Annotated in this window: 19 protein-coding genes and 1 pseudogene; 10 read left to right on the top strand and 10 right to left on the bottom strand. The window is 68.6% G+C overall.

The features are described from left to right. The first annotated feature begins 41 nt into the window (after window positions 1–41). From TX88_RS19495 to TX88_RS19485, 3 genes are all read left to right on the top strand, one after another. On the top strand, window positions 42–842 hold the full coding sequence (locus tag TX88_RS19495; protein WP_044518854.1) for a ketosteroid isomerase family protein: 801 nt from the start codon (window positions 42–44) through the stop codon (window positions 840–842). A 71-nt stretch (window positions 843–913) separates the two neighbouring features. Then, on the top strand, window positions 914–1,477 hold the full coding sequence (locus TX88_RS19490) for a hypothetical protein (RefSeq protein WP_029109350.1): 564 nt from the start codon (window positions 914–916) through the stop codon (window positions 1,475–1,477). Between the two features lie 44 nt (window positions 1,478–1,521). After that, window positions 1,522–1,923, top strand: coding sequence for a DUF732 domain-containing protein (locus tag TX88_RS19485; RefSeq protein ID WP_044518853.1), 402 nt, complete (start codon window positions 1,522–1,524; stop codon window positions 1,921–1,923). Here TX88_RS19485 and TX88_RS19480 read toward each other — a convergent pair. Both TX88_RS19480 and TX88_RS19475 read right to left on the bottom strand, forming a co-directional pair. After that, window positions 1,920–2,690 carry an SGNH/GDSL hydrolase family protein gene (locus TX88_RS19480; RefSeq protein ID WP_044518851.1) on the bottom strand — a complete coding sequence of 257 codons (771 nt, stop codon included), beginning with the start codon at window positions 2,688–2,690 and terminating at the stop codon, window positions 1,920–1,922. The genes TX88_RS19485 and TX88_RS19480 overlap by 4 nt on opposite strands. A 101-nt stretch (window positions 2,691–2,791) precedes the next feature. After that, complete coding sequence (locus tag TX88_RS19475) at window positions 2,792–3,091, bottom strand: hypothetical protein (protein ID WP_044518850.1); 300 nt, start codon at window positions 3,089–3,091, stop codon at window positions 2,792–2,794. Window positions 3,092–3,390: 299 nt separating this feature from the next. Between TX88_RS19475 and TX88_RS19470 the strand changes: the two genes are divergently transcribed. Beyond that, on the top strand, window positions 3,391–3,888 hold the full coding sequence (locus TX88_RS19470; RefSeq protein ID WP_044519593.1) for an NUDIX hydrolase: 498 nt from the start codon (window positions 3,391–3,393) through the stop codon (window positions 3,886–3,888). Between the two features lie 4 nt (window positions 3,889–3,892). Here TX88_RS19470 and TX88_RS19465 read toward each other — a convergent pair whose 3' ends face one another. From TX88_RS19465 to lysA, 5 genes are all read right to left on the bottom strand, one after another. Beyond that, window positions 3,893–5,002, bottom strand: coding sequence for a PDR/VanB family oxidoreductase (locus tag TX88_RS19465; protein WP_044518849.1), 1,110 nt, complete (start codon window positions 5,000–5,002; stop codon window positions 3,893–3,895). An 11-nt stretch (window positions 5,003–5,013) separates the two neighbouring features. Next, complete coding sequence (locus TX88_RS19460; protein ID WP_044518848.1) at window positions 5,014–5,913, bottom strand: metal-dependent hydrolase; 900 nt, start codon at window positions 5,911–5,913, stop codon at window positions 5,014–5,016. Window positions 5,914–6,010: 97 nt separating this feature from the next. After that, on the bottom strand, window positions 6,011–6,421 hold the full coding sequence (locus TX88_RS19455) for a hypothetical protein (protein WP_044518847.1): 411 nt from the start codon (window positions 6,419–6,421) through the stop codon (window positions 6,011–6,013). Window positions 6,422–6,500: 79 nt separating this feature from the next. Next, the gene (malQ, locus tag TX88_RS19450; protein ID WP_044518846.1) at window positions 6,501–8,642 is read right to left on the bottom strand and encodes a 4-alpha-glucanotransferase; all 2,142 of its coding nucleotides are present in this window, start codon (window positions 8,640–8,642) and stop codon (window positions 6,501–6,503) included. Between the two features lie 33 nt (window positions 8,643–8,675). Beyond that, window positions 8,676–9,953 carry a diaminopimelate decarboxylase gene (gene lysA / locus TX88_RS19445; RefSeq protein ID WP_044518844.1) on the bottom strand — a complete coding sequence of 426 codons (1,278 nt, stop codon included), beginning with the start codon at window positions 9,951–9,953 and terminating at the stop codon, window positions 8,676–8,678. Window positions 9,954–10,031: 78 nt separating this feature from the next. On the opposite strand from lysA, the gene TX88_RS19440 reads away from it, so the two are divergent. From TX88_RS19440 to TX88_RS19430, 3 genes are read left to right on the top strand one after another with little or no spacing between them, the layout of a single operon-like run. Beyond that, complete coding sequence (locus TX88_RS19440; RefSeq protein ID WP_044518843.1) at window positions 10,032–10,640, top strand: TetR/AcrR family transcriptional regulator; 609 nt, start codon at window positions 10,032–10,034, stop codon at window positions 10,638–10,640. Continuing rightward, complete coding sequence (locus TX88_RS19435; protein WP_044518842.1) at window positions 10,637–11,545, top strand: SDR family NAD(P)-dependent oxidoreductase; 909 nt, start codon at window positions 10,637–10,639, stop codon at window positions 11,543–11,545. The genes TX88_RS19440 and TX88_RS19435 overlap by 4 nt, the downstream gene beginning before the upstream one ends. Before the next feature lie 30 nt (window positions 11,546–11,575). Next, window positions 11,576–12,838: an MFS transporter gene (locus TX88_RS19430; RefSeq protein ID WP_044518841.1), complete on the top strand. Its 1,263-nt coding sequence runs from the start codon at window positions 11,576–11,578 to the stop codon at window positions 12,836–12,838. Here the strand turns inward: TX88_RS19430 and TX88_RS19425 are convergent. The 3 genes from TX88_RS19425 to TX88_RS19415 are packed head-to-tail and all read right to left on the bottom strand — an operon-like array spanning window position 12,782 to window position 14,753. Then, entirely contained in the window at window positions 12,782–13,111 is a 330-nt protein-coding gene (locus tag TX88_RS19425; protein WP_044518840.1) for a DMT family transporter, read from the bottom strand. The genes TX88_RS19430 and TX88_RS19425 overlap by 57 nt on opposite strands. Further along, window positions 13,111–13,446 carry a DMT family transporter gene (locus tag TX88_RS19420; RefSeq protein WP_044518839.1) on the bottom strand — a complete coding sequence of 112 codons (336 nt, stop codon included), beginning with the start codon at window positions 13,444–13,446 and terminating at the stop codon, window positions 13,111–13,113. The genes TX88_RS19425 and TX88_RS19420 overlap by 1 nt, the downstream gene beginning before the upstream one ends. Window positions 13,447–13,502: 56 nt before the next feature. Then, on the bottom strand, window positions 13,503–14,753 hold the full coding sequence (locus tag TX88_RS19415) for an acyl-CoA dehydrogenase family protein (protein ID WP_044518838.1): 1,251 nt from the start codon (window positions 14,751–14,753) through the stop codon (window positions 13,503–13,505). 186 nt (window positions 14,754–14,939) lie between these two features. Between TX88_RS19415 and TX88_RS19410 the strand changes: the two genes are divergently transcribed. From TX88_RS19410 to TX88_RS19400, 3 genes and pseudogenes are all read left to right on the top strand, one after another. Further along, window positions 14,940–16,502: a carboxylesterase/lipase family protein gene (locus TX88_RS19410; RefSeq protein ID WP_044518837.1), complete on the top strand. Its 1,563-nt coding sequence runs from the start codon at window positions 14,940–14,942 to the stop codon at window positions 16,500–16,502. A gap of 29 nt (window positions 16,503–16,531) precedes the next feature. Next, the gene (locus TX88_RS19405; RefSeq protein WP_044518836.1) at window positions 16,532–17,443 is read left to right on the top strand and encodes a sterol desaturase family protein; all 912 of its coding nucleotides are present in this window, start codon (window positions 16,532–16,534) and stop codon (window positions 17,441–17,443) included. A gap of 303 nt (window positions 17,444–17,746) precedes the next feature. Next, window positions 17,747–18,130, top strand: a pseudogene (locus TX88_RS19400) (LysM peptidoglycan-binding domain-containing protein); the annotation flags it as partial.

The raw sequence follows: 18,130 nt of genomic DNA, 5'->3' as shown, positions 1-18,130 counted from the left end.
GTGCGCGCACGCGGCGGTGAGCGGGATGGTAAACGAACCATATGGCCTTCACACGGGACGACCTGTTAGCCACCGTCGAATTGTCACCGCAGGCAGCGGGTGCACACGACCGCCAGGGATGGGTAGGACTGTTCGCTGCGGGCGGAAGGGTCGAGGACCCGGTGGGTTCGCGGCCACACCGCGGACCCGCGCAGATCGAGCGGTTCTACAACACCTTCATCGCCCCGCGCGACATCACCTTCCACCGCGACGTCGACATCGTCGCCGGGTCCACGGTGATCCGCGATCTCGAGCTCGAAGTCGCGATGAGCCCGTCGGTCACCATGCGGATCCCCGCGTACTTGCGCTACGCCGTCGCCCCTGCCGCGGAGGGACCGCGAATCGACGAACTGCAGGCCTATTGGGAGCTGCCCGCGATGATCGGGCAATTCGCCCGGGCCGGACTCGGCGCCGTACCGGTCGGGCTGCGGCTGAGCGCGGCGTTGCTGCGTAACCAGGGCCCTTCGGGTGCGCTCGGTTTCGCCAAGGGAATGGGTGGCGCGGGCCGCGCGGGCAGGCGCCTGATCGCCGGCCTGCTCGACGGCCTGTGCCGCGGTGACGCCGTGGCGGTGCAACGACGACTGGGCGCCGACGCCGTCATCTTCGAGGGTGACGACGGGCCGATGAGTACGTCCGGGCTGGTGGAGCGCACCTCGGGTGCGTCCTGGCGCAAACTGATCGCATCCGGCCCGAGCCTGGTGGCCGGGCTGGACCGCGACGGTCGCCGGGCCATCCTGATCGCCGATCTGGGCAGCCGGCCGCGCGCGATCGCCCGATTGCGGTACTTCGCTGACGCGACGTGACCGCGGCATGAACACGCATACGGGCCCGGCTGCACCATCCCCACTTACCGGCGTGAGACCGTAGAAGGATCATGGCTGATCACGCTTACATCACCTACGAGGAATTCGGTCGCCGGTTCTTCGAGGTGGCCGTATCCGAGGACCGGGTCGGCGACGCCATCGGGGCGATCGCCGGCGATGAGTTCGAGCTGGGTCCGATCGCCCAGGGGCCGGGCAAGATCGCCAAGGTCACCGCGCGGGTCAAGATCCAGAAGCCCCGGGTGAGCCGCATCGTGGGGGAGACCATCACGTTCTCCATCCGGATCCCGCTGGAGATCGACATGGTGATCGACCTGCGCATCGACCGGCCCAAGTTCATGGTGTTCGGCGAAATCGCCCTGCGCGCCTCGGCATTGGCCGCCGAGCCGCTGTTGCTGATCCTCGACGTCAAGAAACCGCGCCCGTCCGACATCTCGATCCACGTCACCTCGAAGTCGCTGCGCGCCGAGGTGTTGCGCATCCTGGCCGGCGTCGACGCGGAGATCAAACGGTTCATCGCCGCGCACGTGGCCGGTGAGATCGACAGCCCGGAATCGGAACAGGCCAAGGTGATCGATGTCGCCAAGGAGCTCGACTCCGCGTGGGGCGGGATCTGACACCGAGGCGGGTTCGCCGGCCGTCGGCCCGTACCATTCAAGCCATGCAGCGCAACGTGATCCGGTCCAGTCGAGTGCTCGCGGGTGTCGGGGCATCGGTGGTGACCGGGATCGCGGCTGTCGTCATCGCCGCACCGGCCCACGCCGATCCGGTGGACCAGACTTTCGTCGACGCGCTGAGCCAGGCGGGCGTGGGCGCGGCAGATCCGGCCCAGGCCGTGGCACTCGGGCAGTCGGTGTGCCCGATGCTCGCCGAGCCGGGGCAGAACGCCGCCGATGTGGCAGCCAAGGTCGCCGATGCCGGCGGGATGTCACTGGGGCCGGCCACGATGTTCTCCGGGGTCGCGATCTCGACGTTCTGTCCCGCGATGGTGGCCAAGGCGGGCGAGGGCGATCTGACCGGCGGCCCGGCCGACCTTGCCTGGTCGATCCTCGGCTTCGGTTAGGCACTCAGGTACATCAGGTCCGGCCGGCGCGGCGAGCGGCCGGTGCCGCCGGACTGGCCGCGAAGGTGACGCCACAGCCACGGCATGAGCATGTTCTGCGTCCACAGCACCTGTGAGTACGCCCGGGACCGGAACGACTGGGTCTGGTCACGACCGGTCGCCCGCGCCCAATCATGGTTGCTGCCAGGCAATCCGAGTGCCTCTGCGGCTGCCGCGGCGAACAGGCAGTGTCCCTTCGCCGACCCGTGTACCCGATCGGGACTCCAGGTCTCCGGTTCGCGCATCGAAGGCGCCGAGTACAGATCGACAAGGTGGAACCCGTAGCGATCGGCGGCACCGTTGACCGCGTCGTTGATCTGGATCACCCGCTTCCCGAGCAACCGGCCCACCGGAAGGATCTGGGTGATGTCCGGGAACGTCGTGGTGACGACGGTGGCCCCGGAATCCGCGAGGGCGCGGTAGACGTACTCGAGATCGCCGAGTGCGCGGGTGAACGAGCGGCCGGGCCGGGTCACATCGTTCATCCCGATGCACACGGTGACCAGGTCGGGCCGCATGGACAGCGCGGTGGGCAGTTGGGTGTGGAGCACATCGCCGATGCGGTGGCCGCGAATGGCGAGATTGGCATAACCCAACCCCGGGTACAGCCCGTCGAGGCGTACCGCGAGCCGGTCGGCGAAACCCATCAGGCCGACGGTGTCGTCGCCATCCCACAGGCCTTCGGTCTGGCTGTCGCCCAGGGCGACATACCGGGTGAAACGTCGCACTCTGGGGACTCTAGCGCGCACCGGATCGGGCCCCGCATCCAGACACGTCGAAGGGGCGCCCGAAAAGGGCGCCCCTCCTTGATGTTTCGAGAAGTTTGGGCTTACTTCACGTCCACGTAAACCGTCTTGTTGACGACGTTGGTCTGCAAGCTGTCGCCCGGGTTACCGGAATCTGTCCGGGTGTAGGTCTGCCCCGGTCGTACCGCCACCACCGACGCCTTGTCGAGCGGAGTGGAGCCGACGTGGTTGACGACCACCTTGTAGCCCTGGGCCTGCAGTTCACTGATGGTCTGTTGGGCGTTGCCCGGTCCGGTCGGAGCGGCTTGGGCGGGTGCGGCCAGGCCGATCACCGCTGCGGCTGCCGCGCCTACCAGTGCTGTGGCAAATCCGATTCTCATCATCTTTGGTGCCTTCTTTCTTGTTCTGTTATGCCGCGTGCGGCGCACCGGTAGGGGGATGCCGGTTGGCGCCGTAGCGTGTTCGTATAGGTGTTACATAAGAGTTAACCGGCAGTTCACAAATAAAATTCCGGCTGCACGAAAAGGTATGCAGAGGGCTGCGTCACACTCGGGAACCGGCGGGCGGGTGCCGTGCACGGGCTTTGGCGCCGGCCGTGAAGTGACCCGAGTTACGCGGATGCAGCAAAGTGTGCTGGATCACCCGCGTTGTCGTGCCCGGGTCCTCGCGTAGCGTGCAAGCCGTGGCAAAGCTGAGCGCCGGTGTCCTGTTGTACCGCTTCGCCGGAACCGATGTGGAGGTGCTGATCGCCCATCCGGGCGGGCCGTTCTGGGCACGTAAGGACGCCGGGGCGTGGTCGGTACCGAAGGGGGAGTACGCCGACGGGGAAGACCCGTGGTCGGCGGCGCAACGCGAGTTCACCGAGGAACTCGGCGCACCGCCGCCCACCGGCCCGCGGATCGATCTCGACCCGGTGCGGCAGGCGGGAGGCAAGGTGGTCACGGCCTTCGCGGTGCGCGGGGACTTCGATCCCGCGACGGCCGTGAGCAACACGTTCAGTGTGGAGCTGCCCAAGGGGTCGGGGCGGTTCGTCGAATTCCCCGAAATCGACCGTGTCGCTTGGGTTTCGGTGGCAGTAGCGCGCACCAAGCTGCTGAACGGGCAGCGTCCGCTGTTGGACCAGCTGATGGCCGCACCCGAACTGGCCGGCTACGGAGAGGGGCACCCGGAGGCCGGGTGAGGGCTCAGAGGTCGAGCGTCAGCCGGTCTCCGGCCTCGGCCCGCGACACGCAGGTGAGCAGATAGCCCGCATCGCGCTCCGGGTCGGTCAACAACGTATCGCGGTGCTGCACCGTCCCGTCGGTCACCTTGATCCGGCAGGTACCGCAGAACCCTTGCTGGCACGAGTACGGCGCGTTCACCCCGGCCCGGCCCAATGCGGCGAGCAGGGTCTCGTCGGCTCCGACGGTCACCGAGGCGCCGGTGGAGGCGATGGTCACCGAGAACTCGGCGCCATCGACAACCGGTGGCGCCGCGAACCTTTCGAAATGCAGCTCCACGTCGTCACGGCCGGTGAGCGCGGCCCGGATTCCGGTCAGCATCGGGGCCGGACCGCAGGCGTAGACCGTGGTGCCGTCGGGACAACCGCCGAGAAGATCCTCGGCAGTCGGCAGGCCGTCGACATCGTCGGTGCGGATCTCGATGCGGTCGCCGAACCGGGCGAGCTCATCCAGGAACGGCAGGCTGTCGCGGCTGCGCCCGGCGTAGACCATCGACCAGTCGACGCCCAACCGCGCCGCCAGCCCGAGCATCGGCAGGATCGGGGTGATGCCGATTCCGCCCGCGATGAAGCGGAACCGCTGGGTGGGCGACCCGTAGCCGGGCACCGTGAGGGCGAACGCATTGCGCGGGCCGTGCGTGCTCACCCGGCTGCCGACCTGCAGGCTGTCGTGCACCTCCAGGGAGCCGCCGCCGCCATCGGGGATGCGCCGCACCGCAATGCGATAACGATCGGCCGCGGCGGGATCCCCGCACAGGGAGTACTGCCGAATCCGGCCGCTGTCCAGGTGCAGATCGATATGCGCGCCCGGATACCACGGTGGCAGCGTCCCGCCGTCAGCGGCGGCCAGGGTCAGCGCGATGACGTCCTGATCGTGGGCCACCACCTGCCGGTCCGTCACGGTCAGCGTGATCGTGCGGTCGAGTTCGGGTGGAGGCGAGGGCCGCCGCAGCAACCGGTTCACTCCCCAGATGGTGGCGATGGACACCTCGGCCAAACCGAGCATGGGATCGTGCCGGAACCGGCCCGACGCGCTCGGTGGCAACTGGCGGTAGCGTGACAGCAGATTCGGCATACCGGCGCCCGTCACAGGTGGGCGGCCCGCGCCGCGGGGGAACTGGCCAGGTAGGCGACGGCCTGCGCTGTCGAGCCCATCTCCTCGGGGGAGAAACCGGGCCGACAGTAGGCCAGCGTGTTGGAACCGAACATCCGGGAGAACTTCGGCAGCAGCCCCAGTTTGGAGTCGCGCATCCGCAACCGGTTCATCCGCCACCAGCCGATGTCGAGGGTCGGATCACTCTTGACCATGGCCCAGCAACCGCGCTGGAAGAACATGTAGACCGCGGTCGCGGCGATGGACATGGCCCGTACCCGGCTGAAGTAGCTGTCCTGGAAGTAGACGGCGACGTCGTGGGCGACGCTGCGGTGCTCGACCTCTTCACTGCCGTGCCAGCGGAACAGATCCGTCATCGTCGGGTCGGCGTCGAAATCCTCCCACGTGCAGTTCAGCACGAAGTCGCCCAGTACAGCGGTGTAGTGCTCGATGGCGGCGATGAGCCATAGCCGGTCGCACAGGTTCGACAGCCGGCGGCGCGGGTCGGTGGACTCGGTCGGGCCCAGCATCTTGGTGAACACGTGCTCGACCATGGCCATCAGCGGCTGGTAGTCCACGCCGTGGGCGGTGAGGAACTCGTCGAGCACCTGATCATGGGTCTCGGCGTGGGTCGCCTCCTGGCCGATGAAGCCACGCATGTCATCAGCGAGTTTGGGATCGCGCACATACGGCAGTGCTTCGTTGAACGTCGCGACGAACCAGTGCTCGGCCATCGGCAGCACCACGTTGAACAGGTTGACCATCGTCGCGGCCACGGGATGGCCGGGGATCCAGTGCAACGGTATGCCGTCGAGATCGAAGTGCACTTTACGGGCCTGGATCTGTACTGGGCCCGGATCGATCTCATTGTCGAACCGCAACGGACGCAACATCGAGAGCCTCCCTGGGATGAGTGGACTCTCAGCAGTGTACGGATTTAGGTGGGAACAGCGGTACCGGGTTACCCCTTTGGGTGAGCCCGGGCTCGCATCAGGCAGGCGGCGGAGTACCCGCGCCCGGGGCTCCCGCGATCGGGACCACCGGCGTCGGCGTCACCGTGGTCACACCGTTGCTGCCGACCCTGGGGCCGCCCGGGACGGCCGTATCGGCACCTTGCTCGGCCGCCGCCTCGCTGCAGTCCAGCATCAGGATCATCTTGCCGCTGGAGTTGACCTTCTGGGAATCGACCAGGCACTCGGACTGCGGCAGGGCGCTGCCGAAGGAACCGCCGAAGGTGGCCTTGACACCCTGGCTCTTCAGGATCGCCAGCGCCTTCATGTACGGCTCGCCGACGACGTTGATCGAGGCCGCGGTCGGCTGTGAGGTGGCGGTGCCTGAGGCCAACAGGGCGATCGAACCGGCGGCGAGCAGACCTCCGCCGAGCGCAACAAGCTTCTTCACGTGAACTCCGTCAGTCGGGTGCGTTTGCGAACATATCGCAGCTGTGACGAATGTGAAACCGGAGCAGACGCCCCGCGCGTTACATGCGGTCGCGGCCCGGGCGGGCGGTGATCGACGCCATCACGTCGCACAACGCCGCCGCCCGCGGATCCGCGAACACGTCCTCGAGCAGAATTCGCCTGCCGTCGGGGCCCGCCAGCGGGATCCGCCAGTTCGGGTATTCGTCGGTGGTTCCGGGCTGATTCTGGGTGCGCACCTCGCCGACCGCGTCGGCCAGTGACAGCGCCAGCAATTTCGAGGGAGTGCGGCCGAGATAGCGGTAGAGGGCCGACACGATCTGATCGGTATCCGGATCGGGTCCGAGCAGCCCGGCCCGGCGCAGCTCGTCGAGCCATGCCGCCTGCGCGGTGCGGTCCGCCGCCAGCTCCTCATCGGCAGGCCGGGTCAGCAACCCCAGCCGTTCCCGTAGCCGCACATGCTCGCCGGCCAGGTATCCGGGTGTCGGCGGCAGATCGTGTGTGGTCACCGACGACAGGGAGTACTCGCGCCAGCGTTCGGCGGGCAGGGGTCCTCCGGACTCGTCGGACTCGAACCACAGGATCGAGGTGCCGAACAGGCCCCGCTCGCGCAGGTAGTCACGCACCCATGGTTCGACCGTGCCAAGGTCCTCGCCGACCACGAGGGCGCCGGCGCGATGCGCCTCGAGCGCGATGATGCCGATCATCGCGTCGTGGTCGTAGCGCACATAGGTGCCCTCGGTCGGCGCGGCCCCCTTCGGGATCCACCACAGCCGGAACATGCCGATGATGTGGTCGATGCGCACCCCGCCGGAATGCCGCAGCGCCATGTTGACCACTGCCCGGAACGGTTCGTAGGCCTGCTCGGCGAGGCGGTCCGGTCGCCACGGCGGCTGCGACCAGTCCTGCCCGAGTTGATTGAACTCATCCGGCGGTGCGCCCGCCGTGACCCCCAGTGCCAGCACATCCTGCAGGGCCCAGGCGTCGGCACCGTCGGGATTGACGCCGACAGCGAGGTCGCTCATGACGCCCAGCTCCATCCCCGCCTGTACCGCGGTGGCCTGGGTCGCGGTGAGCTGTTCGTCGAGCAGCCACTGCACCCATCGGTGGAAGTCGACCGCCTGCGGATCGGCCGCCGCGAATGCGGCCACCTCCGGGTTCGCCGGATGCTGCAGCGCGTGGGGCCAGCCGTGCCAGTCGGCGCCGTACTGTTCGGCCAGCGCGCACCAGATCGCGAAATCCTCGAGGCTGCGGCCCTGCCGGGCCCGGTAGGCGGCGTACGCCACCTCCCGGCCCGCCGAGCGTTCAACCCGGTACACCTGTTCCAGCGCGGTGCGTTTGGCCCGCCAGGCCGCGTCGCGGTCGATGGTCGCGTCACGGTCGGCGCGTCTGTTGAGCGCGGTGCGCAGCGCCCGGATGCGGCCGCGGTGCCGGACCGTGGCGAACTCCGGGATGGCTTCCACCCGCAGATAGAGCGGACTGCCGAAGCGCCGGGAGGTGGGCAGGTACGGGGAGGGCTCCATCGGTGCGGTGGGGGCCGCCGCATGCAGCGGGTTGACCAGGATGAACCCGGCGCCGTGCTCGGCCGCCGACCACACCGCGAGATCGGTCAGATCGGTGAGATCGCCCGTGCCCCAGGAGTTTTTCGAGCGAATGCTGTACAGCTGGACAGCCAGGCCCCAGGATCGCCGCCGGCCCAGCCGGGCGGGCAGTTCCAGCGTGGCGGGCGAGATCACCACGGAGGTCTGGATGACGTGCTCGCCGACCCGCAACCGCAGCCGGTGATAGCCCAGCGGCAGGTCCGCAGGCAGCTCGAACGTGGCCTCACCGACCAACCGGTCCCCGAGGTCGTACGGCGGCCGGTTGTTCTCCAGCTGTCGCAAACCGCTGCGTTCGGTGCCGTCCTCGAGTAACAGCGTCAGGTCGACCGGATCCCCGTGGGTGACGTGCACCCAGAAGCTCGACGCCACCGCCGTCCGGCCCAGCACGATGGGCGGCAGAGCGCGTTGCCAGTACTGGCGGTCGTGGGCGGCCAGGGCGTCGGCTCGTTCCTGCTCGGTGCCGGCCGGCACGCCGAGCGCCTCCAGCACGGCCACCAGCGTGGACTCCGGGACGTCGGTGCGCCGGCCGGTCCAGTCGTCGAACTCGGCGGCCACCCCGTAGCGGCGGGCCAACTCCAGCAGGGCCGATGACGAAGCGGTCATGCTGCCAATCTTGGTGCCAAGAACGCGATCGTGTCAGTCGACATCGCGGGACAGCAGGTCCTCCCAGGTGTCGCGGCGCACCACCAACCGGGCAGTTCCGTTGTGCGCGAACACAACCGGAACCCGACGGGCGCCGTTGTACTGATTCGACATGGTGTAGCAGTACGCCCCGGTGACCGGCACCGCCAGCAGGTCGCCGACCTTCGGTTCGCGCAGCGCGACGGCGTCGACGAGCTGATCTCCGGACTCGCAGTGCCTGCCGACGACGCTGACCGTTTCGCCGCCGCCGACCCGGTCGGCGATGGTGGCCTCGAACCGCTGCCCGGTCAGCGACACCTCCAGGTTGTCGCCCATCCCGCCGTCCACCGCCACATGGGTGATCACCCCGTGTTTGACGGTGGTGACGCGGTACAGGGTGCAGGCACTGGTCGCCACCATGCTGCGACCGGGTTCGACGATGAGCAGGCTGTCGTGCGGCAACAGCTCACGGGCCTGGGCCACCATCGCCTCGGCGTAGTCGTCCAGGCTCGGCGGGTGCTCGTCGTAGGTGTAGCGCACCCCGAGTCCGCCGCCGAGGTCGTAGACCTCGAACGTGCCCAGCGCGGCGATCGGTTCCACCGCCGCAGCCAGCTGCTCGACATTGAGCAGTTGCGATCCGACGTGGGTGTGCACACCGTCCATGCGTAGCCGCGGGCTGGCCTCGATCCGCGCGATCGCGGCCCGGGCGTCCGCGGGCATCAGCCCGAACTTGGACCCGGCGTGGCCGGTGGCCTGCGAGGCGTGCGTGGCGGCCTCGACGCCGGGGATCACCCGGACCAGACACGGTTGCTTGTAGCCGGCGGGCACGATCCGCTCCAGCCGGTCGATGTCGTCGAAGTTGTCGATCACCACCAGGCCCACGCCGTGCCCGACGGCCAGCGTGAGCTCTTCGTCGGTCTTGGCGTTGCCGTGCAGCACCAGCCGGGCCGGGTCGGCGCCGGCCTTGATCGCCGACAGGATCTCGCCTCCGCCCGCGACGTCGAGCTGTAGTCCCTCGGACACCATCACCCGCTGGACCGCGGTGCACGGGAAGGACTTCGACGCGAATGCGACATCGCTGCGCGGCCAGCGGCTGCGGAAGGCCGCGAGGTAGTCGGCGGCCCGCTGCCGCAACGCGCCCTCGTCCACCACGATCGCCGGGGTGCCGAACTGATCGGCGATGGTATCCAGCCGGCAGCCGCCGACCATCAGCGTGCCGTCGGCGTCCTGCTGCGTTCCCGGCGGGAAGAGCCCGATCAGATCGTCGGCGGTGGTCTCGCTGTGGATCGTCACCGGTTCAGCGTGCCACTGGCGAAGTGCCCGCGAGCGCTGTTAGCCTGTCTGTAACGATCCTTACAGAGGTGGGTTCAGATGACCGCGGCAGCCACGAGACGACAACAGCAGGGCGCGGATTCTCGCGAACAGATCCTCGACGCCACCGAGCGACTGATGGCCACGCGCGGTTACGCCGCCACCTCGATCAGCGACATCCGCAAGGCCTGCGGCCTGCCGGCCAGCTCGATCTACTGGCATTTCGGGTCCAAGGACGGAGTCCTGGCGGCCGTGATGGAACGCGGCGCCGACCGGTTCTTCGCGGCCATCCCGAGCGGCGGGAGCATCGACGACCAGCTGGCGGTCCTGGCCGACCAGCAGTCGCAGCGCCCCGAGTTCCTCCGCATCCTCTATCTGCTGTCCCTGGAACGCGGCGACGACCCGACGGTGACAGCGGTGGTGCGCCGCGTGCGGGACACCGCCATCTCGCGCTTCTCGGCCGCCGTGCGCGGCCAGTTGCCCGACGACGTGCCGCCACGCCGTGCGGAGCGGGTGGTCGCCGAACTCACGGCATTCGCCGTGGCGCAGTCCGACGGCGTGTTCTTCGCCGGACACCTCGAGCCCGACACCACCGACGTGGCGCGCATGTACCTGCGGCTGTGGCAGGCCGTCACCGCCCTCATCCCGATACTCCTGGAGGAAAAGTGACCGGCAAGACCGCGATCATCACCGGTGCGAACACGGGGCTCGGATTCGAATGTGCCCGTGCACTCCTGGAATCCGATCCCGGGTGGCATGTGGTGCTGGCCGTGCGCGACACCCGACGTGGCGCCGACGCGGCGGCCCGGCTCGACCGTCCCGGACGCACCACGGTCGCTGAACTCGACCTGGCCTCGCTGCGGTCGGTGCGTGACTTCGCCGGCAGATTGCCGGATCTGGAGGTTCCGCCGTTGACCGCGCTGGTGTGCAACGCCGGGCTGCAGGTGGTCTCGGGTGCGGCGACGACGGCGGACGGCTATGAGTTGACGTTCGGTGTCAACCACCTCGGTCATTTCGCCCTGGTACAGCAGGTGCTCGGTGCCCTGACGGCCCCGGCCCGAATCGTCGTGGTCGGCAGCGGCACCCACGATCCGGACAAGTTCACGGGTATGCCTGCACCGCAATATAATTCAGCTGAGGAACTGCTGCGCCCGCCGGTGGGTGGCCTGACGGGTGAAGAGGGCCGGCGTCGCTACACCACTTCCAAACTCTGCAACATGCTCTTCACCTACGAGTCGGACCGGCGGCTGGGGCACGGGGCCCGCGGAGTCACGGTCAACGCATTCGATCCGGGCCTGATGCCGGGTTCAGGGCTGGCCAGAAACTATGGGAGCGCCCAGCGGCTGGCCTGGCGCCTGGTCATGCCGGTACTGCGGATCTTGCCCAATGTGAACAGCACCAGACGTTCTGGAGCCAATCTCGCCGCTCTGGTCGACGATCCCGCCCTCGAGGGCGTCACGGGGGAGTACTTCGAGGGAACTCGCCGGATCCGCTCCTCGCACGATTCGTACGATCCGGCCCTGGCCGCCGATCTCTGGCAGGTCAGCGAGCGGTTGGTGTCGGCGGTCGGCTAGCTTTCCCGGCGGCCCAGTAGTGTCGCCTCGGTGGCATCCGGACCGGTCTCAGAACAACGCGGCACCGCCGCGCTGCGCCGGGCCCGGATCGCCGTGGGAGCGCTGTTCCTGACCAACGGAGCGATCTTCGCCAATCTGCTGCCGCGCTACCCGGAGATCAAAACCGACCTGCACCTGAGCAACGCGGTGTACGGCGCGGCCGTCGCCTCGTTCTCCGGCGGGGCACTCGTCGCGGGATTGACTGCGGCGACGCTGATTCGACGGTTCCACAGTGCGCGGGTCGCGGTGATCGGCACCGTGGCCCTTTCCGCCTTCGTCATCGCGGCCGGCGTCGCGGGCACACCGCTCATGCTTGCCGCGGCGCTGTTTCTGGCCGGGGCGAGCGATTCGGTGGTCGACGTCGCGCAGAACGCACACGGGCTGCGGCTGCAACGCAGACACGGGCGCTCCATCATCAATTCCCTGCACGCGGTCTGGGCCGCCGGGGCGATCCTCGGCGGACTCATCGGTGCCGGTGCGATCGCGCTCGGAATACCGCGCGGAATCCAGCTTTCGGTGGTCGGAGTGCTGCTGAGCGCGGTGGCCGTGGTCGCCTACCGCTACCTGCTGCCCGGCCCCGACCATGACGACCACCCGGCCGCACACGCTTCGGCGGCGGGGACCAGGGCCGGGCCGAGGGTGTACCTGATCCTGGTGGCCCTGGTGCTGATCGCCATCGCGGGTGCCACCGTCGAGGACGCCGGAAGCTCGTGGGCCACGCTGTACCTGCGCGACTCCCTGCACACGCCGCCTGCGCTGGCGGTCTCCGGTTACATCGCCCTGGTCGGGTTCATGTTCATCGGCCGCCTGCTCGGCGACCGGCTGGTCGACCGGTTCGGCGAGGCCACGGTGGCGCGGGCGGGTGGCCTGATCGCGGCGGCCGGGATGGGGGCCGCACTGGCCTTCCCGAGCATCGCCACCACGATCGCCGGGTTCGCGCTCGCGGGACTGGGGGTGGCCACCCTGGTGCCCGCCGCCATGCACGGCGCCGATCAGCTGCCCGGACTGCGACCCGGCACCGGTCTGACCGTGGTCACCTGGCTCATGCGGGTCGGCTTCTTCGGGGCGCCGCTGCTGGTCGGGCTCGTTGCCGATGCCGCCGGATTGCGGGCCGGTCTGCTGGCCGTACCGGTGGCCGGAGTGGTGGCCGCCCTGCTGGCCGGGGTGCTCCCGCGAAAGACGGCGCCGGCACCCGATTCAGTGGGTGGGGCCGACGCCCGCGAGCTCGATCGTGAACACACCCGACACGATTAACGCGATGCCCAGCATCATCACCGGGGTCAGCGGCTCCTTGAAGAGGAACTTGACGATGACCGCGACGAGGGCGACCCCGCACGCGGTCCAGATGCCGTAGGCGATCCCCACCGGCACGCCCAGGGACAGGGCCAGCCACAGCAGATAGAACGACATCACGTACCCGGCGACGACCGGCACGACCCAGACCTTGCGGCGGAATCCGTCCGATGCCCGCAGTGCCAGCGTGGCGAACACCTCGACCAGGATCGCCCCGGTCAGCGCCAGCCACATCATGATTCGGCCCGGGGCGGGTGCGATCCGAGTTCGACCAGCAGCACGCCCCCGATGATCAGACCGATGCCGGCCACGATCGGCCAGGTGAAGGGATCCCCGAACAGCACCGCGGCCAGCACGGCCGTCGCCGCGGTACCCAGCGCGCCCCAGATGCCGTACGCGACGCCGACGGGCATGCCGGCGCGCAGAACCAGGGTCAGCAACACGAACGCGGCCAGATAGCCGGACACCACCAACACCAGCCACCCCGCATGGTCCTGGGACGCGCGCAGCGACAGGGTGGCACTGACCTCCGTGGCGACGGCCGCGATCAACAACGCCCAGGTCCGCACCCGACAAACCTAGCCGAGCTCTCCTGCGTGCGGCGTCGCGGTTGTCGCGGGCCGGCTCAGAGCACCAGGCCCAGGCGCGGCGGGCGGGTGCCGTGCAGCGTGTGGTTGCCCAGGTGGACGTACTTCCATCGGGCCGGATCATGCAGCGAATGGGTGCGCACATTGCGCCAGTGCCGGTCGAGATTCGCCGCCGTGTCCGTACCCGAGGTGCCGGTCAATTCGAAGATGGCACTGGCGATTTCGACCGCGTACTCCTGTGCGAGCGCCTTGGCGGCGGCAACCTGCAGCGACGCGCGCGCTGCGGTGTCCCGCGACAGTTCGGTCTCGGCCAATCCCTCGTCGACCACCGCGGTGCCGTGGGCGAGCAGGGCCTCCAGTGCGTACAACCGGGCGGTCAGCTCACCGAACCGGCGCACCACGTGGGGCTCCTCGTCGGCACGGGTCACCCCGGCCAGCACCGCCTCCTTCCACGGCCGTGACCGGGTGCCCACGAACTCGGCGCCGTCCTCGAGCGCGGCGCGGGCGATGCCGATGTCCACCGCGGCGTGCAGGGCCTGGTCGTAGGCGCCGAGCACACTGGGCGGCCCGTCGACCGGATCCGGTGCGGCGCCCTCCTCGATCACCAGGTCCCCGGCGACCACGACGTCGTCCAGTCGCACCTCGCCGCTGACGGTGCCGCGCTGTCCGAACGCCGACCACTGGTCCAGATCGAGGGTCACCCCGTCCTGATCCGGCCGGATGAACACCGTGGCGGTCTCGCCGTCCCTGCCGGCGATGACGGCGGCCACCGCGATCCACTTCGCACCGAGGGCACCCGTCGCGTAGTACTTGGTGCCGTTGAGCACCCACGTCCCGTCAGCCTGCGGGGTGACGGTCGTGCGCCGGTCCAGGGCGGTCGCGGTGCCGCGTTCGGCGGTGGCATTGCCCAACTGGGCACCGGCCAGGATGTCCGCGTAGATGCGCGGCGCGGGCTGCTGTTGCCCGAGGCCAGAAATCGCTTGTCCGATGACGAAATGCGACAGCAGCAACTGGCCGATCGCGCTGTCGCCGCGGGACAGCCGGCGCAGCACCTCGACCTTGACGGCCGCCGACAGCCCCGGCCCGCCATGCTCGGCCGGAACCACGACGCTCAGCAGGCCCGACTCGGCAACCTGTCGCAGTTGGGGCAACAGGGAGGCTCCGGAACGCTCACGCTCGGCGCTGCCGGCGGCGAGTTCGCCTGCCAGCGCCGCGGCGGCGGCCAGGGCCTGTTCCGCCGTGCCCAGCAGAGCGGGAGTGGTGGCTGGATCGATGTCGGTGACGGTCATGGCGGCCGACGCTACGACGGCCGCACCGCCGGGCCGAGGTTTGCAACCAGCGCGAATATTTTCCGGCCCCGCGCAGCGGGTGAGTACCGTGGGGGAGTTCGCCCAGATTCACCGAGGAGCCCGCATGACCGATCCGACACGCGCTTGCACCAGGGGTTTCCCGGGCGCCGACGAGCGGGCCGACTCGTGACGGCCCCAGGCGGACCGATCGTCGACACCGGGTACGGCCCGGTTCGCGGGACCGACGACGGAACCGTCAAGCAGTGGCTGGGTATTCGCTACGCGGAAGCACCGGTCGGTGAGTTGCGCTGGCGGTCACCGCAACCGCCCGCGCGCAGGCAGGAGATCGCCGATGCGACCGCACCGGGGCCGGTGTGCCCGCAGATCACCGATCCGAGGCTCCCGCTCGACCTCGGCGGCCGCCAGGGCGAAGACAGCCTGGTGCTCAACGTCTGGGCGCCGAGCGGAACCGAGGCCGGCGACGGCAAACCGGTCATGGTGTGGGTCCACGGCGGTGCCTACGTCCTGGGCTCGGGAAGTCAGCCGCTTTACAGCGGGGCGGTCCTGGCCGCCGAGGGTGATGCCGTGGTGGTCACGGTCAACTACCGGCTCGGCCCGTTCGGTTTCCTCGACCTGTCCCAGTTCAACGGGCGTCCAGGCGCGAAGGGACTGCGGTTCGACACCAACCTCGGCCTGCGTGACGTGCTGTCCGCGTTGCATTGGGTACGCGACAACATCGCCGCATTCGGTGGCGACCCGCAACGGGTGACCCTGTTCGGTGAGTCGGCCGGCGGCGGGATCGTCACCACCCTGCTGGCCAGCCCGGCCGCCGAAGGGCTGTTCAGCGCTGCGATCGCGCAGAGTTCCCCTGCGACATCGGTCTACGACGTCGAGCGGTCCCGGGCCGTGGCCGCCCAGTTCCTCGAGCGCCTCGGCATCGAAGGTGACGAGGTCGGGCAATTGTCCGGCGCACCGGTGCCCAGCATCCTGGCCGCGGCCAAGGAGGTGTTCGACGCGGTTCCGACCCAGACGCCCGGCCTGCTGGCGTTCGCCCCCGTCGTCGACGGCGATGTGGTCCCGGACTATCCGGTGACGGCGGCAAGGGAGGGGCGCACCCACCCGGTACCGCTGATCATCGGAACCAACGAGCACGAAGCCACGGTGTTCCGCTGGATGAAGTCGCCGCTGATGCCGATCACCCCCGGCGCGCTGCGGTCCATGTTCGCCGCGATCGCGGCCGAACAACCCGGCCTGCAACTGCCGACCGAATCCCAGATCACCTCCGCCTACGCGGGTCTACGCCCCAAGGCGATCGGATTGGGCATGGCGCGCGACATCGGATTCCGCATGCCGACACTGTGGTTCGCCGAGGGGCACAGCGCTGTCGCTCCGGTGCATCTGTACCGCTTCGACTTCACCACCCCGATGCTGCGCCTGCTGCGGCTCGGTGCCGCCCACGCCACCGAGTTGCCTTACGTGTGGGGCAATCTCGTTGCCGGGTCGAAGGATCCGACGTTCAAGCTGGGCGGGCTCAAGCACGGACGTGCGGTGTCGCAGCGGGTGCGTCGTCGGTGGGTCAACTTCGCCGCCACGGGGCAACCCTCGGGTGCCCTCGGGGAACCGGTGTGGCGCCCGTACCGCCGCGAGGACCGGGCCACCCTGGTGATCGACAAGCAGGACAAGACCGTCGCCGACCTGGACCGCGATCTGCACGCGGCCTGGGGAAGCCAGATACTCAATTTCCGGTGAGACGAATCCGCTGAGACAGAGACATTTACATGGACATGATCAGGTCCGTTCTGGACTTCCTGCCTCCGCCGATGCGGGACCCGGTGTTCTTCGCGATCCCGTTCTTCCTGGTCTTGCTGACCGTGGAATGGGTTGCGGCCCGGCGCCTGGAGCACATCGAGTCCCAGCGGGCGCCCGCCGGTGCGTTCGACTCCCGCGACGCGTGGGCGAGCATCTCGATGGGGTTGGTGTCGATCCTCACCACCGCCGGATGGAAGCTGCTCGCGCTGCTGGGTTATGCCGCCATCTACGCCTACCTGGCGCCATGGCACCTGCCCGGAAACCGGTGGTACACCTGGGTGATCGCGATCGTCGGGGTGGATCTGCTGTTCTACGCCTACCACCGGATCGCGCACCGGGTGCGGTTGATCTGGGCGACGCATCAGGCCCATCACTCCAGCGAGTACTACAACTTCGCCACTGCGCTGCGGCAGAAGTGGAACAACAGCGGTGAGATTCTGGCCTGGATTCCGTTGCCTCTGCTCGGCGTCCCGCCGTGGCTGGTGTTCGCCAGCTTCTCGGTGAACCTCGTCTATCAATTCTGGGTGCATACCGAGCGAGTCGGAAAATTTTGGCGGCCAATCGAATTCATCTTCAACACGCCGTCGCACCACCGCGTGCACCACGGACGCGACCAGCTGTACCTGGACCGCAACTACGGGGGCATCCTCATCATCTGGGACCGGATGTTCGGCACCTTCCAGCCGGAGGTGTTCCGGCCGCACTACGGGCTGACCAAGCCGGTGAACACGTTCAACATCTGGAAGCTGCAGACCCACGAATACGTGGCGATCGCCCGCGACGTGCGGCGGGCCGGCCGGCTGCGTGACCGGCTCGGCTACATCTTCGGTCCACCGGGCTGGCAGCCCGCCGAGGTGTCCGAATCCCAGCCGGTCGGGTAGCGCGGTTTTCCCGGGCCGACCCGCCTTTCGCCAGAATCATTGGCCGGCACAGGAATTGACGCGACTTACGATTCGCGTCGGCCCGGGCCGTGCTACCGGAGGAATGCCCTGCGGGCCCTGAATCGCGACACGCCGTGAGTGGGCGATCCGGGCCTTCCGGCATCGAAATTCCCAGTGTTCCCCAGTGTTTGTGTGACGTTTGAATTCGGGCCGAGCCGAATGGCACCAAAGCAAACTTCAAGTCAGTAAGGTCGACAGGAGCCGGGTGCACAATCCGGATCACGGTTCAGAAAGGGGCAATGCGTGGGAGACACACTGACCGAAGGACAGAAGCTGGAGAAGGGGGGGTCGCTCACCTCCAACAACGGCGCGTACACGCTGACGTTGCAGGATGACGGCAACCTCGTGTTGGAAGCACGCGGCCAAGCGGTCTGGTCGACTTCCACCAACGGCCAGGACGTGCAGCGGGCGGAGGTGCAGACCGACGGCAACTTCGTTCTGTACACGTCCGAGAAGCCGGTGTGGCACACCGACACCAAGGGCAAGAAGGACGTCAAGCTCGTTCTCCAGGATGACCGCAACTTGGTGCTGTACGCCGCGGACGGGCCCGCGTGGTCGTCCAAGACCGAGACCTCCGAGCCGCCGCCACCGGCCCCCGAGGCCGCCGCTCCCGAGGTCGAGGTTGCC

Source organism: Mycolicibacterium septicum DSM 44393 (assembly GCF_000455325.1).
GTDB classification, from domain to species: domain Bacteria; phylum Actinomycetota; class Actinomycetes; order Mycobacteriales; family Mycobacteriaceae; genus Mycobacterium; species Mycobacterium septicum.
The sequence above is the reverse complement of the archived record's forward strand: the minus strand, read 5'-3'. Positions and strand labels throughout refer to the sequence as shown.

Coding starts and splice junctions, on each gene's coding strand:
- TX88_RS19495 (WP_044518854.1), top strand. CDS start 42: ATGGCCTTCACACGGGACGACCTGTTAGCCACCGTCGAATTGTCACCG.
- TX88_RS19490 (WP_029109350.1), top strand. CDS start 914: ATGGCTGATCACGCTTACATCACCTACGAGGAATTCGGTCGCCGGTTC.
- TX88_RS19485 (WP_044518853.1), top strand. CDS start 1,522: ATGCAGCGCAACGTGATCCGGTCCAGTCGAGTGCTCGCGGGTGTCGGG.
- TX88_RS19475 (WP_044518850.1), bottom strand. CDS start 3,091: ATGATGAGAATCGGATTTGCCACAGCACTGGTAGGCGCGGCAGCCGCA.
- TX88_RS19465 (WP_044518849.1), bottom strand. CDS start 5,002: ATGCCGAATCTGCTGTCACGCTACCGCCAGTTGCCACCGAGCGCGTCG.
- TX88_RS19460 (WP_044518848.1), bottom strand. CDS start 5,913: ATGTTGCGTCCGTTGCGGTTCGACAATGAGATCGATCCGGGCCCAGTA.
- malQ (WP_044518846.1), bottom strand. CDS start 8,642: ATGACCGCTTCGTCATCGGCCCTGCTGGAGTTGGCCCGCCGCTACGGG.
- TX88_RS19440 (WP_044518843.1), top strand. CDS start 10,032: ATGACCGCGGCAGCCACGAGACGACAACAGCAGGGCGCGGATTCTCGC.
- TX88_RS19425 (WP_044518840.1), bottom strand. CDS start 13,111: ATGTGGCTGGCGCTGACCGGGGCGATCCTGGTCGAGGTGTTCGCCACG.
- TX88_RS19415 (WP_044518838.1), bottom strand. CDS start 14,753: ATGACCGTCACCGACATCGATCCAGCCACCACTCCCGCTCTGCTGGGC.
- TX88_RS19405 (WP_044518836.1), top strand. CDS start 16,532: ATGGACATGATCAGGTCCGTTCTGGACTTCCTGCCTCCGCCGATGCGG.